Here is a 19,996-nt window from a genome sequence, read left to right as displayed (position 1 = left end):
ATCGGCGCGATACAGTGGACGGCGTTGGCTGGGAGTACCTGTTCGTCGCAGTGGACGATCACGCCCGGATTGCCTACACGGCAATGCATCCAGACGAGACGAAACGCAGTGCCGTGCAGCTCCTGCGCGATGCAGTGGCTTGGTACGCCGGACTCGGCGTGCGTGTGCATCGCTTGCTAACCGACAACGGTTCGGCGTTTCGCTCACACGAGTTTGCGCGAGCCTGTCAGGAAATGGGTATCCGGCACAAATTTACGCGGGCGTATCGTCCGCAGACCAACGGCAAGGCCGAACGCTTCATCCAGTCAGCGTTACGCGAATGGGCCTACGCATGGACATACCAGAGCTCGGCCCATCGCATCGAAGCCTTGGCGAGTTGGCAGCACCACTACAACTGGCATCGTGCCCATAGCGCCATCGGCGGCGTTGCGCCGATGGCCAGACTTCCCGCGTCGAGAAACAACCTCTTGACGCTTCACAGCTAGACCAAGGATACGCGGGCAACTGGCACGCCCATATGAAAGTGCTTGCTTCCGATATCGAACATCGTTGGTTCGGTGCATGGGTGCCACGCACGTCACGTGCGTGGCCTACGGCGCGACGCGGGATAGCGGCACCGCCTGGTCGCGCAGCTTCACGACATCGCGGCCCGGCGCATCGCCGAAGAGGCGTGCGTATTCGCGGCTGAACTGCGACGCGCTCACATAGCCGACACTGCGGCACGCCTGCTGCGCATCCATTGCCGACAGGCACATCAGGCGGCGCGCCTCCTGCAGCCGCAGCATCTTCTGGCATTGCAACGGGCTCATCGACGTGACCGCGCGGAAGTGGTGATGGAACGTCGACGGGCTCATGTCCACCTGTCGCGCGAGCGATTCGACCGTCATCGGATCGAGGTAGTGGTCGCGGATCCAGGCGACCGCACGCGAGATGCGCTGTGTCGTCGAGTCGTCCTGGCCGACCTGCGCGACGCGCGCACCCGACGGGCCGCGCAGCAGCCGGATGAGGATTTCGTCGACGATCAGCGGCGCGAGCAGGTCGATGTCGTCGGGTTGTGCGATCAGTTGCATCAGCCGCACGACGGCGTCGACGATTTCGGGCGGCGCATCGTGCGTGTCGAGTGCGCCGCAGTCGACGGCCTTCGGCAGCCCGCGCGGAAACACGCGTGGTGTGAGCGCCGCGATGCGGGCCGGGTCGAGTTCCAGTTGTGCGTAAAGGAACGGCTCAGCCAGGCTCGCGCGCGTCACGCGGCCGGTGACGGGCAGGTCGGCAGTCGTAACCAGCATCCGCGATTCGTCGATCACGTAGGCTGCGTTGCCGACCCGTGTCGATTTCGCGCCTTGTCCGACGATGCTCAGGCACGCGTGGTGCACGCCATGGTTCCAGTGTGGCGGCGACGCGGACACGCGTGCGATGCGCAAGCCACGCACCGGGAGTTCGAACGTGCCGTCGTGCGGCGCATAGGCGGCGATCAGCGCAGCGAGCCGGGCCGTGGGCGACTGAGGATCGTGATCGGGTGTGGTGCGCTGTAGCGGCGTCGTTCGGGCGTCGATTTCCATATTGCGTGAGCGGATGACCGAGGGAGCGGTGCAAGGTGCGCGACTGCGATTTCCTGTCGGTGTCCCGGCAGGTGGCTGGCACGGCGGTCACATCGTACGGCGAGTCGCGCGCACGTGATTGCCTAAATCTGTCGGAAACCAGCCCGATCATCCGGATCTGCCCGGCCGGGGGCCGCATTGCCCAGGGTTGCGCAGTGTGCAGCGCACAAATTCGGAAATTAAGGCAAAACAATCGCAGGATCAGGCAAGCCAATTTCCGGCGGTTTTCATACCATTGCACCTGCTGAAAGAAACGTGTTCCAGTGCGCTCGGGCGACGCAGGTATGAGCGTCGCCAGGCCGACGGATGCCGCCGGCGTTGCCGCTGTGAATCGCTGCAAGAGACTCAGGACTGCTATTCGAATATTCGTGCATCGGGCCAGCCGAGGCCGGCTTGCGTCCGTTGCATGCCGGTGCGCGTCCGGCGCGAGCGCGCCGACCGATCCGGCGTGGCCGGCGTCGGTGCCGCCGCATTGGCCGGGCCGTCACATGTCGGTCGGGACGCGGCAGCGGGTGTGCGCGTCCAGGCGGCCGACCGCGCAGGGGAATCCGGACAAATGGACCAACTTCAATCGATTCGGGCATTCGTGACGGTGGCAAGGGAAGGCGGTTTTCGCCGGGCGGCGACGCGGCTGCGCGTGTCGACGGCGATGGCGAGCCGGCTGGTCGATGCGCTCGAGACGCGCCTTGGTGCACGCCTGCTTCAACGCAGCACCTGCCACCAGTCGCTGACGGAAATCGGCGAGTTGTATCTCACGCGCGTCGAACGGATTCTCGGGGCGATCGACGAGATCGACGGTCGTTTCGTCGCGATGGGCAGCAAGCCGGAAGGTGCGCTGCGCATTGCCGCGCCGGTCGCGTTCGGGCTCAGCCAGTTGAGCGCGTTGCTCGATCGTTTCGTGAGCCGGTTCCCGGACGTGCGGCCGACCGTGACGCTGACCGACGCCCATGTCGATCTGACGTCCGAAGACATCGATGTTGCGTTCCTGACCGACGGCATGCCGGTGACAGGTGCGCACGCGTTGCACACGCTGGCCTCTTACGAATCCGTGCGCGTCGCGGCACCGGGTTATGTCGCCGCACACGGCGGCGCGGCTGCGTCGGGCGACTGGCCGGATCTTGGGGCCGTGCGGCTCGATCTGCCGGTCGCCGGCGGCGACGATGCGGCTGCGTTCCGGCCCGACGCGACGCCCGGCGGCAGTCAGGGCGTCGGCCATCTCGAGATGGCACGGCGGCTGGCCGTGGCCGGCATGGGCGCCGCGGTGCTGCCCGCGTATCTCGTCGACGCCGATCTGGCGGACGGCGCGCTGGTGCGCGTTGCACCGGTTCACTCGCTCGCGCCCGTCACGCTGAAGCTCGCGCATGCGCGTACCGCGCGTCTGCCGGCCGCTGCACGGGCATTCATCGAATTCGCCGGCACCGCGTTCCGGCCCGCGAGTTAGCGGCCCGGTTGGTCGCCGCGGCAACGCCCGCCCGCCAGTGCCGCGGGCTCATGACGCTTTTTCCACGGAAGCAGTTCGACGAACGAACGCTCCGCAGGGCGCAACGAACGCCCGACATACGCAACCGCATCCGCGGCAAACAGGAAGCGACAGCATTCCGGCCGCGCGTGCAGGTTACGAGGAGATCTGGTGATTCCAATTGAAGGTCGTCTATTTGCGAGAGGTTGCTCCATGCGCGTCGAACGGGTTCCATACCGCTTAATCACTGCCGCAACGGCCGCCGTTTTCCTGGCCGCGTGCGGAAAAAAAGAATCGGCACCGCCGCCGCAAACGCCGGAAGTCGGCGTCGTCACCGTCCAGCCGCAAGCCGTACCGGTCTTCACCGACCTGCCGGGTCGCACCAGCGCGTTCCTCGTCGCGCAGGTCCGCGCGCGGGTCGACGGCATCGTGCTGCGCCGTGAATTCACCGAAGGCACCGACGTCAAGGCCGGTCAGCGCCTCTACAAGATCGACCCGGCGCCTTACATCGCCGCGCTGAACAGTGCAAAGGCAACGCTCGCGAAGGCGCAGGCGAACCTCGTCACGCAGAACGCGCTGGTCGCACGCTACAAGGTGCTGGTGGCCGCGAACGCGGTCAGCAAGCAGGACTACGACAACGCGGTGGCCACGCAAGGCCAGGCTGCGGCGGACGTCGCGGCCGGCAAGGCGGCGGTCGATACCGCGCAGATCAACCTCGGCTATACCGATGTCGTTTCGCCGATCACCGGCCGCGTCGGCATCTCGCAGGTGACGCCGGGCGCATACGTGCAGGCGAGCCAGGCGACGCTGATGTCGACGGTGCAGCAGCTCGACCCGGTGTATGTGGACCTCACGCAGTCGAGCCTCGAAGGGCTGAAGCTGCGCCAGGACGTGCAGAGCGGCCGCCTGAAGACATCCGGCCCGGGCGCGGCGAAGGTGTCGCTGATCCTGGAAGACGGCAAGACCTATTCGGAGCCGGGCAAGCTGCAGTTCTCGGACGTGACGGTCGACCAGACCACCGGCTCGGTGACGATCCGCGCGGTTTTCCCGAACCCGGGCAAGGTGCTGCTGCCGGGCATGTTCGTGCGTGCACGGATCGAGGAAGGCGTGAACGAGAACGCGTTCCTGGTGCCGCAGATCGGCGTCACGCATGACCAGAAGGGTCAGGCGATCGCGATGGTGGTGAACGCCAGCAACAAGGTCGAGCCGCGTCCGCTGAAGACGACGGGCATGCAGGGCCCGAACTGGGTGGTCGAAGGCGGTCTGCAAGCGGGTGATCACGTGATCGTGCAGGGCGTCGACAAGGTGCGCCCGGGTGCGACCGTGAAGACCGTCGCGGCGCAGCTCGCACCGGCGCCGGACGCCGCGTCCGGCACACCGGCAAGCGCCGCGAATGCGTCCGGCGCCGCGCCGGCAAGCACCGTCGCCAATGCTGCCGCGAGTTCGACCGCTGCGTCGTCCGCGCAATAAAAAGGAGTCCGTTTCATGGCCAAGTTTTTTATCGATCGCCCGATCTTTGCGTGGGTGATCGCGATCGTGCTGATGCTGGCCGGCGTCGCATCGATCTTCAAGATGCCGATCGCGCAGTATCCGACGATCGCACCGCCGACGATCCAGATCCAGGCGAACTATCCGGGCGCTTCCGCGAAGACGGTGGAAGACACGGTGACGCAGGTGATCGAGCAGCAGATGAGCGGTCTCGACAACTTCCTGTACATGTCGTCGACCAGTGACGACTCGGGCAACGCGACGATCACGCTGACCTTCTCGCCGGGCACGAACCCGGACGTCGCGCAGGTGCAGGTGCAGAACAAGCTGTCGCTCGCGACACCGAACCTGCCGCAGGTCGTGCAGCAACTCGGCATGCAGGTCACGAAGTCGAGCAGCAACTGGCTGATGTGGTTCGCGTTCAACTCCGAGGACGGCAGCATGTCGAAGGAGGACCTGACGAACTATGTGGCGTCGCACGTGCTCGATCCGCTCAGCCGCGTGAACGGCGTCGGCCAGACGCTGCTGCTCGGTTCGCAGTTCTCGATGCGCATCTGGCTCGATCCCGTCAAGCTGACCAACTACAGCCTCACGCCGACCGACGTGTCGGCGGCGATCACGCAGCAGAACGTGCAGATCGCCGGCGGCCAGATCGGCGGCACGCCGGCGAAGCCGGGCACCCTGCTGCAGGCGACGATCACCGAATCGACGCTGCTGCGCACGCCCGAGCAGTTCGGCAACATCCTGCTGAAGGTCAACCAGGACGGCTCGCAGGTCCGCCTGAAGGACGTCGGCCGCGCGGCGCTCGGTTCGGAGAACTACACGTTCGACACGAAGTACATGGGGCAGCCGACGGCCGGTCTCGGCATCCAGCTCGCGACGGGCGCGAACGCGCTCGCGACCGCGACGGCGCTGCGGGCCAAGGTCCAGGAGCTGTCGAAGTACTTCCCGCACGGCCTCGTCGTCCACTATCCGTACGACACGACGCCGTTCGTGCGCCTGTCGATCGAGGAAGTGGTCAAGACGCTGCTCGAAGGCATCGTGCTCGTGTTCCTCGTGATGTACCTGTTCCTGCAGAACCTGCGGGCGACGATCATCCCGACGATCGCGGTGCCGGTCGTGCTGCTCGGCACGTTCGCGATCATGGGCCTCGCCGGCTTCTCGATCAACACGTTGTCGATGTTCGGCCTCGTGCTCGCGATCGGCCTGCTGGTCGACGATGCGATCGTGGTGGTGGAGAACGTCGAGCGCGTGATGGCGGAGGAGGGCCTGTCGCCGAAGGAGGCGACCCGCAAGGCGATGGGCCAGATCACCGGCGCACTGGTCGGCGTGGCGCTGGTGCTGTCGGCGGTGTTCGTGCCGGTGGCGTTCTCGGGCGGTTCGGTCGGCGCAATCTATCGCCAGTTCTCGCTGACGATCGTGTCGGCGATGGTGCTGTCGGTGCTCGTCGCGTTGATCCTGACGCCGGCACTGTGCGCGACGATCCTCAAGCCGATTCCGCAAGGGCATCACGAAGAGAAGAAGGGCTTCTTCGGCTGGTTCAACCGTACCTTCGACCGCAGCCGCGATCGTTATACGGGCGGCGTGAACCACGTGATCCGGCGCTCGGGGCGCTGGCTCGTGATCTACCTGGCGGTGTTCATCGCGGTCGGCGTGATGTTCGTGCGCCTGCCGAAGTCGTTCCTGCCGGATGAAGACCAGGGCTACATGTTCATGATCGTGCAGACGCCGTCCGGTTCCACGCAGGAAACGACCGGCAAGACGCTCGACAACATCAACACGTACCTGACCACGACCGAGAAGGATGTGGTCGACTCGGTGTTCACGGTCAACGGCTTCAGCTTCGCGGGCCGCGGGCAGAACGCGGGCCTCGTGTTCGTGAAGCTGAAACCGTACGAGCATCGCCAGCGCTCCGACCAGAAGGTGCAGGCGCTGATCGGCCGGACCTTCGCGCACTACTCGCAGTACAAGGACGCGATGGTGATCCCGTTCAACCCGCCGTCGATTCCCGAACTCGGTACGGCTGCCGGCTTCGACTTCGAGCTGACGGACAACGCCGGTCTCGGCCACGAGGCGCTGATGGCCGCGCGCGGCCAGTTGCTCGGAATGGCTGCGAAGGATCCCACGCTGGCGCTCGTGCGCCCGAACGGCCTGAACGATACGCCGCAGTACACGGTCGACATCGACCGCGAGAAGGCGAACGCGCTCGGCGTGACGGCTGCGGCGATCGACCAGACGTTCTCGATCGCGTGGGCGTCGCAGTACGTGAACAACTTCCTGGATACCGACGGCCGGATCAAGAAGGTGTACGTGCAGGCGGACGCGCCGTTCCGGATGACCCCGGAAGACCTGAACATCTGGTACGTGCGCAACAGCGCCGGTGGCATGGTGCCGTTCAGCGCGTTCTCGACCGGCCACTGGAGCTACGGTTCGCCGAAGCTCGAACGCTACAACGGCGTATCGTCGATCGAGATCCAGGGGCAGGCTGCGGAGGGCAAGTCGACCGGCCAGGCGATGGCCGCGATGGAAGCGCTCGCGAGCAAGCTGCCGGAAGGTATCGGCTACTCGTGGACGGGCCTGTCGTTCCAGGAAATCCAGTCCGGCTCGCAGGCGCCGATCCTGTACGCGATCTCGATCCTTGTCGTGTTCCTGTGTCTGGCGGCACTGTATGAAAGCTGGTCGATCCCGTTCTCGGTGATCATGGTGGTGCCGCTCGGCGTGGTCGGCGCGCTGCTCGCGACGATGCTGCGCGGCCTCGAGAACGACGTGTTCTTCCAGGTCGGCCTGCTGACGACCGTGGGCCTGTCCGCGAAGAACGCGATCCTGATCGTGGAGTTCGCGCGCGAGTTGCAGGCGAACGAGAACATGGGGCCGGTGCGCGCGGCGATCGAGGCGGCACGCTTGCGGCTGCGTCCGATCCTGATGACGTCGCTCGCATTCATGCTCGGCGTGCTGCCCCTTGCGATCAGCAACGGCGCGGGCTCGGCGAGCCAGCATGCGATCGGCACGGGCGTGATCGGCGGGATGATCACGGCGACGTTCCTCGCGATTTTCATGATCCCGATGTTCTTCGTGCGGGTTCGCGCGATCTTCAGCGGCGAGACGGAAAACGTCGACGATGCCTGGCGTCTCGTGCAGGGCGACCTGCAGCGCGGTCACGGCGACGCACACGATTCGAAGGGGCAGTAACGATGCAAAAACATGCTTTGACTGCAAGTGCGGTCGCGATGGCTGCCGCGTTGTTCGCTGCGGGCTGCACGATGGCGCCGCATTACAAGCGGCCCGACGCGCCGGTCGCACAGGCGTACCCGGCCGGCGGCGTCTATGCGACGCAGCCGGGTGCGGCCGGCGCGCGCAGCGCGAACGGCCAGGCGGCGACCGCCATCGGCTGGCGCGAATTCTTCGTCGATCCGCGCCTGCAGCGGCTGATCGAGATCGCGCTGAAAAACAACCGCGACCTGCGCGTGTCGGTGCTGAACATCGAGGCGGCGCGCGCGCAGTACCAGATCACGCGCGCGGAGCTGTTCCCGACGCTCGACGGCACGGGCACGGGCAGCATCCAGCGCATTCCGCAGGGCTTGTCGACGACCAATGCGCCGCTGATCTCGCGCAACTACAACGTCGGGCTGTCCGCGTCGTGGGAGCTCGACCTGTTCGGCCGCGTGCAGAGCCTGAAGGACCAGGCGCTCGCGCAATACCTGTCGACGTCGTACGCACGGCAGGCGTCGGAGATCTCGCTGGTGTCGCAGGTGGCGGACCAGTACCTGACGCTGCTGTCGACCGACGACCTGCTGAAGGTCACGGAGGACACGCTGAAGTCCGCTCAGGCGCAATACGACCTGACCAAGCTGCAGTTCGACAACGGCACGGGCTCCGAGCTCGAGCTGCGTCAGGCGCAGACGGTTGTCGAGACGGCGCTCGCGAACCAGCAGGCGCAGGCGCGTGCGCGTGCGCAGGCGCTGAACGCGCTGGTGCTGCTGATCGGCGAGCCGCTGCCGGACGATCTGCCGCCGGGCATGCCGCTCGACGCGCAGAACCTGCTGACGGACGTGCCGGCCGGGTTGCCGTCGGACCTGCTGACGCGTCGTCCGGACGTGATGCAGGCCGAGCAGACGCTGCTGGCCGCGAATGCGAACATCGGTGCGGCACGCGCGGCGTTCTTCCCGCGCATCTCGCTGACGGGCGCGTTCGGCACCGGCAGCCCGACGCTGGGCGGCCTGTTCAAGGCCGGCACGGCGGCGTGGTCGTTCGCGCCGCAGATCACGATGCCGATCTTCGAAGGCGGGCAGAACATCGCGAACCTGAACCTCGCGAACGTGCAGAAACGCATCGAGATCGCGAACTACGAGAAGGCGATCCAATCGGCATTCCGCGAAGTGGCGGACGGCCTGGCCGCACGCGGCACGTACGACCAGCAGATCGCGGCGCTCGAGCGCAACGAGCACGCGCAGCAGCGACGTTTCGACCTGTCGGATCTGCGTTACAAGAACGGTGTCGACAGCTACCTGTCGGTGCTGACCGCGCAGACGGATCTGTACTCGGCACAGCAGACGCTGATCAACGCACGTCTGGCGCGCTGGACGAACCTGGTCACGCTGTACCGCGCATTGGGCGGCGGCTGGATCCAGCGGGCCGGCGAGACGCCGCGCGCGCCGGATGCGCCGGTCGACTACGACAAGGCGGCCGCTCCGGCGCCTGCGTCGTCGGCGGCGACGAACGGGTAAGTGAAAGGCGGGGCAGGAGCGGGCAACTGCTTCTGCCTGCCGATCTGGCGAGATGCAAAAGCGAAAACGCCACGGATGAAAATCCGTGGCGTTTTCTTATTGCTCGGCTGCTCACATCCGAAGCGATGTTGCGCTACGCCTGCTTTGTCCAAAGCGTGCGGCCGAAGAACGTCAGCGTGCGATCCCATGCCATTTGCGACCACACGGGATCGAACTGCGTGCCGGCGATACGGCCGGGGCCGACGGCCGTTTCGTTCGCGAACGCATGATGCGCGAGATAGCGATGGAATTCGAAACCGACCTTCGCGTCGGTCAGCTTCTTCTCGAGCGCATCGACCTGGTCGATCGCGAAGAACGCATCCTGCGTGCCCCAGTGGCCCATCAGCGGCACCTTGAGCTTCGCCGGATCGAGGTAGTCGAGCGGCGGGAAACCGTACCACGTGACGCCCGCGTCCGCATCGGCGAACTGCAGCGACAGCAGTGTGAGTGCACCGCCCATGCAGTAACCCGTTACCGCGACACGCGACGCAAGCGTCTTCAGATAGGTCACGGCGCCCGGAATGTCCTGCGAGGCCGCGTCGCCGAAATCGAGCCCGGTCATCAGGTGGTGCGCTTCTTCTTCCTCGACCGTCGACTTGCCGCGATACAGGTCAGGCACGAGCGCGAAGTAGCCGCAGCGCGCGAGGCGATCCGCGACGCCGCGGATCTGGTCGTTCAGCCCCCACCATTCCTGGATGACGACGACCGCGGGCGCGCCTTCGGTTTTTGCCGGCGTGGCGAGATAGCCCTGCAGTTCCTGGCCGTCCGGGCGTCGAAACGTGATCATGGAACCGGATGTTTGAGACATGAAACCGCTCCTTTTCGAAAAATGCGATGAGTGCGGCATCGGGGCCGGCCTGCGGCGCGGCGACGATCGGGCAAGCCGGGCGTCGTGGTTTCCGCTCGCGTTCGTTTCGGCCGGCGCCGACCACGCGGCCATTCTATGCGCAAACACAGGCTGCCTGCGTGAACGGCACGGCGTTCGCAAGACCGCGTGCGATGAGGGGGCGATTCGTTCCCGGAACGGATGGCCGAAAAGCAACACCCCGCGCCGTTTGAACGGGAGCGGGGTGTTGTGCGGTGTGCCGCGCGTGTCGGAATACGCCGGCGCGTGACGGGCGCTTACTGGCCGAAATACATGGAGTCGCGGCCGTCCTGCTTGACCGCGATCGCGCGGCCGGCACGCACACCAGCGGCGGCTTGCGCGCCGTAGCCGGCTTCATCGGCGTTCGTCACGCGGGCCTGTGCGGTCTGCAGCGCGCGCGGGTAATACTGATCGGAGACTTCGGGCTTGTAGCCGGCCTGTTCGAGCTGGACGAGTTCCGCGCGCACCTGGGCGCGCGTCAGTTGGCCCGACGGATTCGACTGTGCGAATGCGCCGTACGAGGCGGACAGGGCGGTTGCGGCGACGACAGCGTAGATGAACGACTTCATGACGACCTCCGGTTTCATTGATTTCGCGCTTCGCTTGTTGCGTTCAGCGGTTGATTGCATCGTAGCGATCGCGTTACCGGTCGGAAATACGCGTTCCAGCGAATAATTATTGCAACTGGGTAAACGATCTGAACGGGTGAGTATTTCGTCTGATTATTGAGAGCCTGTCCGGCGCTTGATCTGGACCACGGGCGAGGCCGTCAATGGAGCGATGTCGTCGATCGGCAAGTGGCCGGACAACGATGAATAAATCGTATTCCGAAGTGTTCGAGTGGGGCTGACGACATCATCGTTCGTGTCGTATCGCGTGCGTACCGCCGCGTCACTCGGCCAGGACTGCCTGCCGTTTCCGGTATTCGGCAGGTGTGATGCCGACGTGCCGGGTGAAAGACCGCCTGAGCGTATCGACGTTCGCGAAGCCGCATTTCGCGGCGACCTGTTTCGGCGTGTCGTGGCCGTTCTCGAGCAGGTGGCGGGCTGCCGAAATCCGGGTCGCCTCGACCCATGCGGCAGGCGTCATGCCGACTTCCGCGCGGAACAGCCGAGCGAAGTGGCGCGGGCTCATGCCTGCATGCTTCGCCATCTCCGCCACCGAGTGCTCGAGTTCCGGATTGGCCGCGATCCAGCGCTGGACCTCCTGCAGTACCGAACGCCCGGCGGGGCGCGCCTCGCCCTTGCGGCTGAACTGGAGTTGCCCGCCCGGTCGCTTGAAGAACATGACCAGTTGCGCGGCGACGCGCCGCGCGATCTCGCGGCCGAGATCTTCCTCGACCAGCGCGAGCGCGAGATCAAGCCCGGCCGTCACGCCGGCGCCGGTGCGCAGCTTGCCGTCGCGCACGTACAGTGCATCCGCGTCGACGGCGAGCGACGGATAGGCTTCGGCAAGCGCGTCCGCGGCAGCCCAGTGCGTGGTCACGTGACGCCCTTTCAGCAGGCCGGTGGCCGCGAGGATGAACGCGCCGGTGCAGATCGAGCCGTAGCGCTTGCTCTGCACGGCCGCCGCTCGCAGCCACGCGAGCACGTCGGTGCGCAGTGCGATCCGGCCGGCGCCCGGCGCGCCGGCGACCAGCAGCGTGTCGATGCGCTCGGGAATGTCGGGAACGATCCAGTCGGGCAGCAGCTGCGCGCCGGACGAACTGCGGATCGGGCCGGACTCGCCCGCAATGATCCGCAACGTATAGAACGGTTTCCCGCATTCGGCGTTCGCTTGCGCGAAGACGTCGAGCGGTGCGGAGACATCGAGCAGTTGAACGCCCGGAACGGCGAAGATTCCCACGACCTTCGGCATGATCGATTGCGAGTTGTTTCGAACGTGACGGGTAGCAGTATAGAGGGGCCAGCGATGCACGGAGCGCGCGGCGGAGCCTGTTTCCGGCGTTCTTCCTGCCGTGCGGGCACCGTGTCCGTCTGTCGCGCAAAATGGCAGGATTTGACGCAATACGTCTATTGAAGACGGCTATCGGGCTCCGGAGAATCAAGGGTGTTTTCAATGGAGGTCGATCATGACTGAGAACGTTGCAGGCATCACCATTCCCGATAGCCAGCTGACGCGCGAGATCACCGAACTCGTGCGCGATACCGCGTCGCCGTTGCTGTTCCATCATTCCAGCCGCGTCTTCTATTTCGCTGCGCTCGCGGGCCAGCGGCGCGGTCTGAAATACGATCCCGAGTTGCTCTACTGCGGCTGCATGTTCCATGACATGGGGCTCACGCACAAACACAGCAGCGCGTGCGAGCGGTTCGAGGTGGACGGCGCCAACGCCGCCCGCGATTTCCTGAAGGGCAAGGGCATCTCGCAGCAGGATATCGATGTCGTATGGACTTCGATTGCACTGCATACCACGCCGGGCATCCCGCAGCACATGCATCCGGTGATCGCGCTCGTGACCGCAGGTGTCGAGATGGATGTGCTGGGCCTGACGTATCCGGAATACAGCGACGTCGAACGCGAGGCCGTCGTCCGTGCGCATCCGCGTACGCCGCACTTCAAGGAAGACATCATCCAGGCGTTCTACGACGGGATCAGGCACAAGCCCGACACGACGTTCGGCAACGTGAAGGCAGACGTGCTTGGCGACAAGGATCCCCATTTCCACGCCGGCAACTTCTGCAGCGTGATCCGGTCGTCCGCGTGGGCGGGCTGATTGTTCGCGGTATGGCGTACGACCTCTGCTGCTGAACGGAGATCGTGCGCGGAACACGAATCGCGATTCGCATATATTCAGGAATGCGATCATGTTGGACCAGTCGAACGATCGAAAGCTGATCGGAGCGAACGGCGCGCCGGTCGAAGATGACGTCAACATCCAGACGGTCGGCCCGCGCGGCCCCGCGCCGTCGCAGGACGTCTGGCTGATCGCGAAGTGATTCCGGAGCAGCGCACGCGTGCGAATGATGCCGGTGCGTACGGCGTGTGCTGTGGCGCATGGCATTCGCCGATACACAAGGGCGAAAACCTTCACGGCAATCGGCAGGCGGTTGCGCGTTTTCCGACGTTCACCGGTGTACTTGGTGCGGCCGACTTTGTTGGACAGCACCACGCGTTGGATCTTCGGGGATTCGCAGAACATCCTCCGCGACCAGTTGGCAACTGTGCGAAGGCCGGATCGACATATGGCGTGGGCATTACGGCGATATGGGTGCGGCTTGCGGTGTCGTCGAAGCAAGCCGGGCGGCATCGTCCGCATCACCAGCGGAAAGGTAGCCTCCTATGGGAGCGTGATTCGTTGCGCCGGATTTTCGACCCATACGAGTGTTTCGATGGCACCCAAACCTCACTACATATCCGACAGCCTCGGTGTCGATGTGTGCTCGACACTGTTCGACGATGCCTGCAAGGGGGAGGCCGAATGTCCGACGACGTCTCGCACCGGGTGTTCATGACCGACGACGAGAAACGTGCGATATGGGAACGCATCCGGCGCGAGGCGCGGCAATGTGTTTCCGTCGTGACGAACGGTGAATTGCCGGGAGCGGCGTTCCCAGTGCCGGGGACGGGGGCCGCGCTTGACGAAGTCTCCGTGTCCTTGGCGAACCTCTCGGCCTTGTCAGGAAGAATGGGCGGCGGATTGGGAGCGGATGAAATCAGTAAAGATGTTGTTACGTGACAACCACGTGATATTTCCTCGACTTTATATACTGAAAAAGTACCTTTCATCACCCTGGCGAATCTTCGATTCGCCCCCCAGTAACGCGCCTCCAGGCAGGTGGGTCATGTTCGCTCCCGCCTTTGCAGACGCCCTGACCTCCACCACAGCCCCACTCTCCATCCACCTTCCGTCAGTTTCCGGCAAAACGCCTATAATGATTGGGCAAATTGCCGGGAGAAGTCATGAGCACCATTGCTTTTCATCCTTCGGGCGTCGCGCATCCGCGTCAGGCCGAATTCACGATTCTCGAACAACTGCTGGCGATCCGAGTCCGATCGGGGGCCGATCTTGCCGAGCTGGCGAGCGCGCGCGTTGACGTCTCGGTGATCGACCGGCTGTCCGAGCACGGGCTGAAATCGGACGAACTGGCCTTCATCATTCCGCGCCGCACGCTGAGCCATCGTCGCCAGGCGCACGAACGCCTGTCGCCCGAGGAATCCGACAAGGCGATCCGTCTCGCGCGCATCGTCGCGCAGGCAACGGCCACGTTCGGCGACCAGGACAAGGCGATGGCGTGGCTGCGCAACGGGCTCCAGCGCTTCGGCGGCCGCACGTCGCTCGACATGGCGAGCACCGAGCATGGCGCGCGGCTCGTCGAGGAAGCCCTCACGCAGATCGACGAGGGGTATTTCGCTTGACGACGCTGTGGCGGATCAGCAATTTCGCCGACCTGAAAGGCATCGGCGGGTTGCGCGCCGGCGGGCGCTGGCATTTCGCCGGGCAGCCCGTCGTGTATCTCGCTGAGCATCCGGCGCTCGCGCTGCTCGAGACGCTCGTTCATTTCGAGATCGCCACGGTCGCGCAATTGCCGAGCGGGTACCAGTTGCTTCGCATCGAGGTGGCCGATTCGGTCGATATCGCCGAAATCGCGGAGGGCGACGCGCCGGACGACTGGCGATCCAACGTCGACTGGACCCGCAGCGCCGGTACCGAGTGGCTGCACACGCAGCCGAGCGCGCTGCTGCGCGTGCCGAGCGTCGTCGTGCCGCACGCGCACAACTTCCTGCTGAATCCACTGCATCCGGCTGCTTCCGAGGCCCGTATTGCCGAAGTGATGCAATCACCGTACGACACCCGGATTCTGCGGTTGGTCCAGTCGAAGCCCGGTGAATAGGGAACCGGACGACGGAGCCTGCGCCAGACGCGGGATCAGCGCTCGTGTGCGGCGCGATCCGCTGCCGCATCGGGTGGCAGCGTCTGCCGGAGGCGCGTGACCGTTCGCGTACTGACGAGACCGAGCATCGTACTGACGTCGGCATGTGCATGACCCGCAAGCAACTGGCGGCGCGCAACCGTATTGCGCAGCACGCGCGGGCTCATGTCGGCCGCGTGGAATCCGATCGCGGTCAGCGCGTCGCGCACCACGAGCAGCAGGAACATGTCGTTCATCGCGCCACCGCCGCGCGGCGCGGGAAACAGCAACGCGGATGCCGGCGCGTCTGACGAGCGCGCGCGCCATGCGGCGAGCGGCGCCAGTGAAAATTCGGCGAGCCTGATCCGGCGCGCCGGCCGCGCCCGATCGCGCGGCACGGATAGTGCAGGCGGCCGCGCGTCGAGATCGAGCGCGTCGTGCGTCGTCGCACGTATCTCCGCCGAAGTGATGCCGCTCCCGAGCAGCAGCGCGACGATCGCGCGATTCCGGCAATCGGCCGGTGTGTCGTCCGGTCGAGGTTGCACGTGGTGCTGAAGCGCCGCGTCGGCATCGGGCGGCAGGTAGCACGGCTCGGGCTCGCCGTCCGGCCATGCGAGATCACGCGTCGTCCGTCCGGCCGGATGGATCGTGCGCACGCCGGCCTCGACCAGATGCCGGCCCAGCCGGTCGATCAGCTTCGCGTAGCGTACGCGAGTCGACGTGCCGGGCGCACAGGTGCGCTCGAGTTCCGCCAGGAAGGCCGCGACGTGGTCGGGCCCGAACGTGGCCAGCGACACGCGGTGCGCGATCAGATGACGCAGGAACCGTTCGAACATCGCGACGTGCTGCACGACCGAACGCGGCGCGAACGGCCGGCGGTCGGCGCCGGTCGCGGCGGTTTCCTGCCATGCCCGGAAGGCGCCGACGGGGTCGTGGGTCCAGCGATTCGTGTCCATGCACGATTTATAGCCGGAACGCGGAGGCTCCGGCAATCGGTCAGATGGCCAGTCCGACGCAACCGGTGCGTCAGTGCGCGGGACGTGCGTCGACGATGCAGTCGTTGTGCCGGGCCAGGCAAGCGAGCAGCAGCGTGTTGAAGAAACGGAGTGCGTCCGGCACCCAGTTCCATCGCGTCGGGGTCCGCATCCGGATCATCCGTGGCTGACCGACATGAGCCAGGCCCGTCGTGTGAGGAAGCTGGGTGTCGGGCCGGCAATCGCAAACGAACCGGCTGCTCGGCGTGCGATGTCGCCGGCACGCGGCACCGCGCAACATCACCAGCCGCCACCATCAACCGTCGCGCGAAGGCGAAGAAGCCGCAACCGCTGTCGCGCTTGCCTGTCCGCTGAGCCGCGTAAATGCGGCGAACGCCAGTTGCGTCGCGATGGCCGCGAGGGTGCCGGCCGCCATGCCGTTGCCGAGCACGATCTGCACGGCTGAGCCGAAATGGCGATACAGGTTCGGCACCAGGATCGGTGCAAGGCCGACGACGAACGCGGCCGCGAGCGTGTACTGGTTGGCGCGCGCGTGCAGGTCGACGCCGGCGAGCAGCCGGATCCCCATCACGCCGATCATCGCGAACACGACCAGCGCGGTGCCGCCGACCACCGCGGCCGGAATCGCATACGCGAGCCGCGCGAGCGGCGCGAACAGCGCGATGACGATCAGGATCGCGCCGGCCGCGGCCGTCACGTAGCGCGAGCGCACGCCGGTCGTCTGCACGACGCCGATATTCTCGGCGCTGGTCACGATCAGCGGCGTGCCGAACAGCGCGCCGGCGAGCGACGCCAGCCCATCGCCGCGTATCGTCTTCGGCACGTCGCGCGACAGCGAGATCGGCTTGCCGCACGTTTCGCCGACGGCGACCGTCTGCGCGGTGGCCTCGGCCATCGAGATCGCGGTGAAGATCAGCAGCGGCAGCGCGGCCAGCACGTCGAAGCGCGGCATCCCGAACGGCAGCCATACCGGATGCGTGAACAGCGGGCCGCGCCAAACGTCGGCGAGCGCCGGCATCGCATCGAGCGCCCAGCCGAGCGTTGCGCCGGCCATCAGTCCGATCAGCACCGCGAGGCGCCCGAGCGTGCCGCGGAACGCACCCGCGACGACGACCGTGGCGACGATCGTCGCCAGCGCGAGACCGAGCGCGCGCGGCTGGGCGAAGTCGGCCGAACCGGGCTGGCCGACGACGATCGTCGCGTAGATCCGGATCAGGTTGATCGACACGAGCAGCAGCATCGCGCCGACGACGATGCGCGGAAAGAGCCGCAGGCAACGCGTGAAGACGGGCAGCAGTACCCAGTAGAACGCGCTGGCGAGCAGCGCCGCGCCGGCGGCGGTCGGCAGGCCCGATTGCGCGGCAATGCCGGCGAACAGCATCGTCGGTGCGCCGCCGGGCACCATCACGAACGGCATGCGCGCGCCGATGGGGCCGGCGCCGAGCGATTGCAGCAGCGTGCCGATCCCGCAGGCGAAGAACGTCGCGCCGATCAGCTGGACGGTCAGGTCCGCCGGCAGCGCGAGCACTTTTGCGATCAGGAACACGGCCGTGATCGGGGAGGCGGCCATCGACAGCACGTGCTGCAGCCCGAACAGCGCGAGCTGCCAGGCGGGCAGCCGTGCATCGACGGGCGTTGGGATCGGATCGTGCGACACGGCAGGCCCCTCGGAAGCGAACGGCGACGAGCGCCGGAAACCGGCGGTGAACGGCAAGGTCAGGCCTGCAGCCAGGGCAGTTGCGCGGCGCTGTAGCGGAACGTCTGGAACACGCTGTTGAGCTGGCCCGGCCCGGTCTTGCGCGCGGCTTCGTCCGGGTATTCGGCGAACCACGGAATCACGTATTCCCAGACGACCTCGCCGGCGGGCGTCACTTCGAACAGGCGGCCTGTCGACGATTCGGTGACGTGCGTGTTGCCGTTCGGCAAGCGCTGCGCGTTGCCCATGAACGGCGTGTAGAACAGGTTCACGACGTCGTCCGTATACGACCACACGACGCGCTGCGTCGCCGGATCGATCTCGACGACGCGCGAGAACACGACGTGCGCGCCGTGGCGGAAATTGCCGTTGTCGAACGCGAGGATGTTGCCGTTCGCGAGCGGCACCGGCGCATGCTGGTGCGACACGACGTCGGGCCCGATCCGCAGGTCGACGCGGCCGGTTTCGCGGTTCACCCCGATGATGCCCGACGTCGTGCGCAGGCTCATCAGCACGCGGCCGTTCGCGTCGACCGCGAGGCCGTTGACGAGCGGCCAGTGATAGCGCCCGAAGCCGGCCGCGATCGGGAAATCCTCGGGTCGCAGGTGTTCGCGCGCACGCCATTCCCACACGATCTGCCCGGCCCGGTTCACTTCGCGGATCACGTCCGCATACATCACTTCGTCGTCGCCGTGCGGCGTGCCGCCCGGCACGCGCCGCGCGAACGCGGCGTCGACCGGTTCGCACGCGGCGTACAGCAGGTTGCCGTTCGGCAGCCACTGCGCGTCGTGATGATGCGCGGGGTCCTCGTAGCGCCACACGGTTTCGCCTTGCGGCGTGACTTCGTAGAAGTCGCCGCCATGCCACATCGACCACGGCGCATAGCGCGATTCGGAGTGCGGATGATTGCCGTTGTAGCCGAGGTTGCCGTTCGCGAGGATGACCGCATGGCGGCCGGGGCGCACGGGCATCTTCCACTGATGCGCGACTTCACCGTCGATGCCGACGAGATAGACGTTGCCGTCGGCCGTCTGCGGCGCGATGAGCGTATAGCCGCCCGCGGACAGTGCGGGATCGTGGGCGATGAGGCCGACGCCACGGCGGCGCTGGGTAATCTGGTCGACGGTTGTCACTGCACTCTCCATTCGAATCGGACACGGGGATGCAGCGCAATCTAGACGATCCGGGCGATCAGTAAAATCGGATTATTCTTGACGGCCTGTTCGGAAAAAACTAACGGATCACTCATGCGTTCGATATCGCAGGCATTCCGCTGTTTCGACGAAGTCGCGCGACGCGGCTCGATTCGCAAGGCGGCCGACGCGCTGCACCTGACCGCCGCGGCGGTGCACCAGCAGATCCGCAATCTCGAGGAGCAGGTCGGCGTGCCGCTGTTCGACCGGCTGCCGCGCGGCATGCAGCTGACGCTTGCCGGCGAGATCGTGATCGCGGCCGTGCGGCGCGGTCAGCGCGACTTCGACAACGCGCTCACGCAGGTCGAGGACCTGCGCGCGCTGCGGCGCGGCCACGTGAACCTGGCGGTGCCCGCATCGACCGCGGAAAAGCTCGTGCCCGACGCGATCCTTGCCGCGATGCAGCGCTATCCGGGCGTCACGTACAGCGTTCGCTCGGGAAACGGCGAAAGCATCGTGCGCTGGGTCGAGACGGGCGAGGCCGACATCGGCTATGCGTTGCGCCGGCGCACGTCGGCGGGCGTCGTCGAGGTGCGGGCGTTTGCCCAGCCGCTGGGTGTCGTCACGGCGCCCGGCCATCCGCTCGCGGCGTCAGGCGGAAAGGTGCGGATGCGCGACTGCTTCGCGCATCCGCTGATCCTGATGACACCCGACACGGAACTGCGCGCGATGTTCGACCAGATCGATGCACGACAGCCGCGCAACGTGCGGCCGCTGGTCGAAACGGGTTCGGTGCCGATGGTGCGGCGTCTTGCGGCCGAAGGCGCGGGCGTCGGCTTCCTGATCGCCGAGAACGTCGCGGACGACGTGGCTGCCGGCCGGCTCGCGTGGACGCCGCTTGCCGATGCGGGCGCGCGCTCGTTCAGCTGCATCTACCAACGGGCGGACATGAGCGCGACTGTCGCCATGACGATGTTCCTCGAGTTCTTCTCCGACGCGATCGAAGCGATGGAAGACGGTTTCGCGCGCGACGGCCGAACGGCCGGCAAGCGCCGCCGGGCAGCGCGATAACGACAGCGGCCACGCGAGCGCATCGCACTGCGATGCAGTGCAATACGCGTACCCGCGCGCGTGCGGTCGTGACGTTGT

18 protein-coding genes and 1 pseudogene are annotated in these 19,996 nt (G+C 66.2%); 12 read left to right on the top strand and 7 right to left on the bottom strand.

Translation table 11 applies throughout. From position 1 onward, the window contains the following. Positions 1 to 485: pseudogene (locus ACTJLD_RS40920) on the top strand (IS481-like element ISBcen26 family transposase); the annotation flags it as partial. Between the two features lie 105 nt (positions 486 to 590). Here the strand turns inward: ACTJLD_RS40920 and ACTJLD_RS40915 are convergent. Next, positions 591 to 1,559 (bottom strand): AraC family transcriptional regulator N-terminal domain-containing protein, encoded by a 969-nt coding sequence (locus ACTJLD_RS40915; RefSeq protein ID WP_440661731.1) that lies wholly within the window; start codon positions 1,557 to 1,559, stop codon positions 591 to 593. 595 nt (positions 1,560 to 2,154) lie between these two features. Here ACTJLD_RS40915 and ACTJLD_RS40910 point away from each other — a divergent pair. From ACTJLD_RS40910 to ACTJLD_RS40895, 4 genes are all read left to right on the top strand, one after another. After that, positions 2,155 to 3,039: a LysR family transcriptional regulator gene (locus tag ACTJLD_RS40910; protein WP_440661729.1), complete on the top strand. Its 885-nt coding sequence runs from the start codon at positions 2,155 to 2,157 to the stop codon at positions 3,037 to 3,039. Positions 3,040 to 3,270: 231 nt separating this feature from the next. Further along, positions 3,271 to 4,527 carry an efflux RND transporter periplasmic adaptor subunit gene (locus ACTJLD_RS40905; protein ID WP_440661727.1) on the top strand — a complete coding sequence of 419 codons (1,257 nt, stop codon included), beginning with the start codon at positions 3,271 to 3,273 and terminating at the stop codon, positions 4,525 to 4,527. Between the two features lie 15 nt (positions 4,528 to 4,542). After that, a complete protein-coding gene (locus ACTJLD_RS40900; RefSeq protein ID WP_440661725.1) occupies positions 4,543 to 7,734 on the top strand; it encodes an efflux RND transporter permease subunit in 3,192 nt (1,063 codons plus the stop codon). Between the two features lie 2 nt (positions 7,735 to 7,736). Continuing rightward, positions 7,737 to 9,269: an efflux transporter outer membrane subunit gene (locus tag ACTJLD_RS40895; RefSeq protein WP_440661723.1), complete on the top strand. Its 1,533-nt coding sequence runs from the start codon at positions 7,737 to 7,739 to the stop codon at positions 9,267 to 9,269. A 133-nt stretch (positions 9,270 to 9,402) separates the two neighbouring features. Here the strand turns inward: ACTJLD_RS40895 and ACTJLD_RS40890 are convergent, their stop codons facing one another. Continuing rightward, positions 9,403 to 10,116: a dienelactone hydrolase family protein gene (locus ACTJLD_RS40890; RefSeq protein WP_059700023.1), complete on the bottom strand. Its 714-nt coding sequence runs from the start codon at positions 10,114 to 10,116 to the stop codon at positions 9,403 to 9,405. On the opposite strand from ACTJLD_RS40890, the gene ACTJLD_RS40885 reads away from it, so the two are divergent. Next, the gene (locus ACTJLD_RS40885; protein ID WP_124819685.1) at positions 10,115 to 10,423 is read left to right on the top strand and encodes a hypothetical protein; all 309 of its coding nucleotides are present in this window, start codon (positions 10,115 to 10,117) and stop codon (positions 10,421 to 10,423) included. The genes ACTJLD_RS40890 and ACTJLD_RS40885 overlap by 2 nt on opposite strands. Before the next feature lie 7 nt (positions 10,424 to 10,430). Here ACTJLD_RS40885 and ACTJLD_RS40880 read toward each other — a convergent pair whose 3' ends face one another. Both ACTJLD_RS40880 and ACTJLD_RS40875 read right to left on the bottom strand, forming a co-directional pair. Further along, positions 10,431 to 10,742, bottom strand: coding sequence for a DUF4148 domain-containing protein (locus ACTJLD_RS40880; protein WP_440661720.1), 312 nt, complete (start codon positions 10,740 to 10,742; stop codon positions 10,431 to 10,433). Positions 10,743 to 11,064: 322 nt separating this feature from the next. Further along, positions 11,065 to 12,030, bottom strand: coding sequence for a GlxA family transcriptional regulator (locus ACTJLD_RS40875; RefSeq protein WP_440661718.1), 966 nt, complete (start codon positions 12,028 to 12,030; stop codon positions 11,065 to 11,067). A gap of 214 nt (positions 12,031 to 12,244) precedes the next feature. On the opposite strand from ACTJLD_RS40875, the gene ACTJLD_RS40870 reads away from it, so the two are divergent. The 5 genes from ACTJLD_RS40870 to ACTJLD_RS40850 all read left to right on the top strand — a co-directional run bounded on the left by ACTJLD_RS40870 (position 12,245) and on the right by ACTJLD_RS40850 (position 15,005). Then, on the top strand, positions 12,245 to 12,886 hold the full coding sequence (locus ACTJLD_RS40870) for an HD domain-containing protein (protein WP_060063405.1): 642 nt from the start codon (positions 12,245 to 12,247) through the stop codon (positions 12,884 to 12,886). Positions 12,887 to 12,977: 91 nt separating this feature from the next. Further along, the gene (locus tag ACTJLD_RS40865; protein ID WP_264165042.1) at positions 12,978 to 13,109 is read left to right on the top strand and encodes a hypothetical protein; all 132 of its coding nucleotides are present in this window, start codon (positions 12,978 to 12,980) and stop codon (positions 13,107 to 13,109) included. 482 nt (positions 13,110 to 13,591) lie between these two features. Next, positions 13,592 to 13,849, top strand: coding sequence for a hypothetical protein (locus ACTJLD_RS40860; RefSeq protein ID WP_440661715.1), 258 nt, complete (start codon positions 13,592 to 13,594; stop codon positions 13,847 to 13,849). A 224-nt stretch (positions 13,850 to 14,073) separates the two neighbouring features. Further along, entirely contained in the window at positions 14,074 to 14,529 is a 456-nt protein-coding gene (parS, locus tag ACTJLD_RS40855; RefSeq protein ID WP_124674429.1) for a type II RES/Xre toxin-antitoxin system antitoxin, read from the top strand. Next, complete coding sequence (locus tag ACTJLD_RS40850; protein WP_027792217.1) at positions 14,526 to 15,005, top strand: RES family NAD+ phosphorylase; 480 nt, start codon at positions 14,526 to 14,528, stop codon at positions 15,003 to 15,005. The genes parS and ACTJLD_RS40850 overlap by 4 nt, the downstream gene beginning before the upstream one ends. Positions 15,006 to 15,040: 35 nt before the next feature. On the opposite strand, the gene ACTJLD_RS40845 is transcribed toward ACTJLD_RS40850, so the two are convergent. The 3 genes from ACTJLD_RS40845 to ACTJLD_RS40835 form a co-directional block, all read right to left on the bottom strand. Next, positions 15,041 to 15,979 (bottom strand): tyrosine-type recombinase/integrase, encoded by a 939-nt coding sequence (locus ACTJLD_RS40845; RefSeq protein WP_226187740.1) that lies wholly within the window; start codon positions 15,977 to 15,979, stop codon positions 15,041 to 15,043. A gap of 334 nt (positions 15,980 to 16,313) precedes the next feature. Then, a complete protein-coding gene (locus ACTJLD_RS40840) occupies positions 16,314 to 17,675 on the bottom strand; it encodes a uracil-xanthine permease family protein (protein ID WP_440661712.1) in 1,362 nt (453 codons plus the stop codon). Positions 17,676 to 17,734: 59 nt separating this feature from the next. Then, positions 17,735 to 18,859, bottom strand: coding sequence for an aryl-sulfate sulfotransferase (locus ACTJLD_RS40835; RefSeq protein WP_440661710.1), 1,125 nt, complete (start codon positions 18,857 to 18,859; stop codon positions 17,735 to 17,737). Between the two features lie 102 nt (positions 18,860 to 18,961). Here ACTJLD_RS40835 and ACTJLD_RS40830 point away from each other — a divergent pair, with 102 nt between their 5' ends. After that, a complete protein-coding gene (locus ACTJLD_RS40830; RefSeq protein ID WP_060082799.1) occupies positions 18,962 to 19,918 on the top strand; it encodes a LysR family transcriptional regulator in 957 nt (318 codons plus the stop codon). The last annotated feature ends 78 nt before the right edge of the window (positions 19,919 to 19,996 follow it).

The sequence above is a fragment of the Burkholderia sp. 22088 genome (assembly GCF_052045915.1).
Lineage (GTDB): Bacteria > Pseudomonadota > Gammaproteobacteria > Burkholderiales > Burkholderiaceae > Burkholderia > Burkholderia cepacia.
The sequence above is the reverse complement of the archived record's forward strand: the minus strand, read 5'-3'. Positions and strand labels throughout refer to the sequence as shown.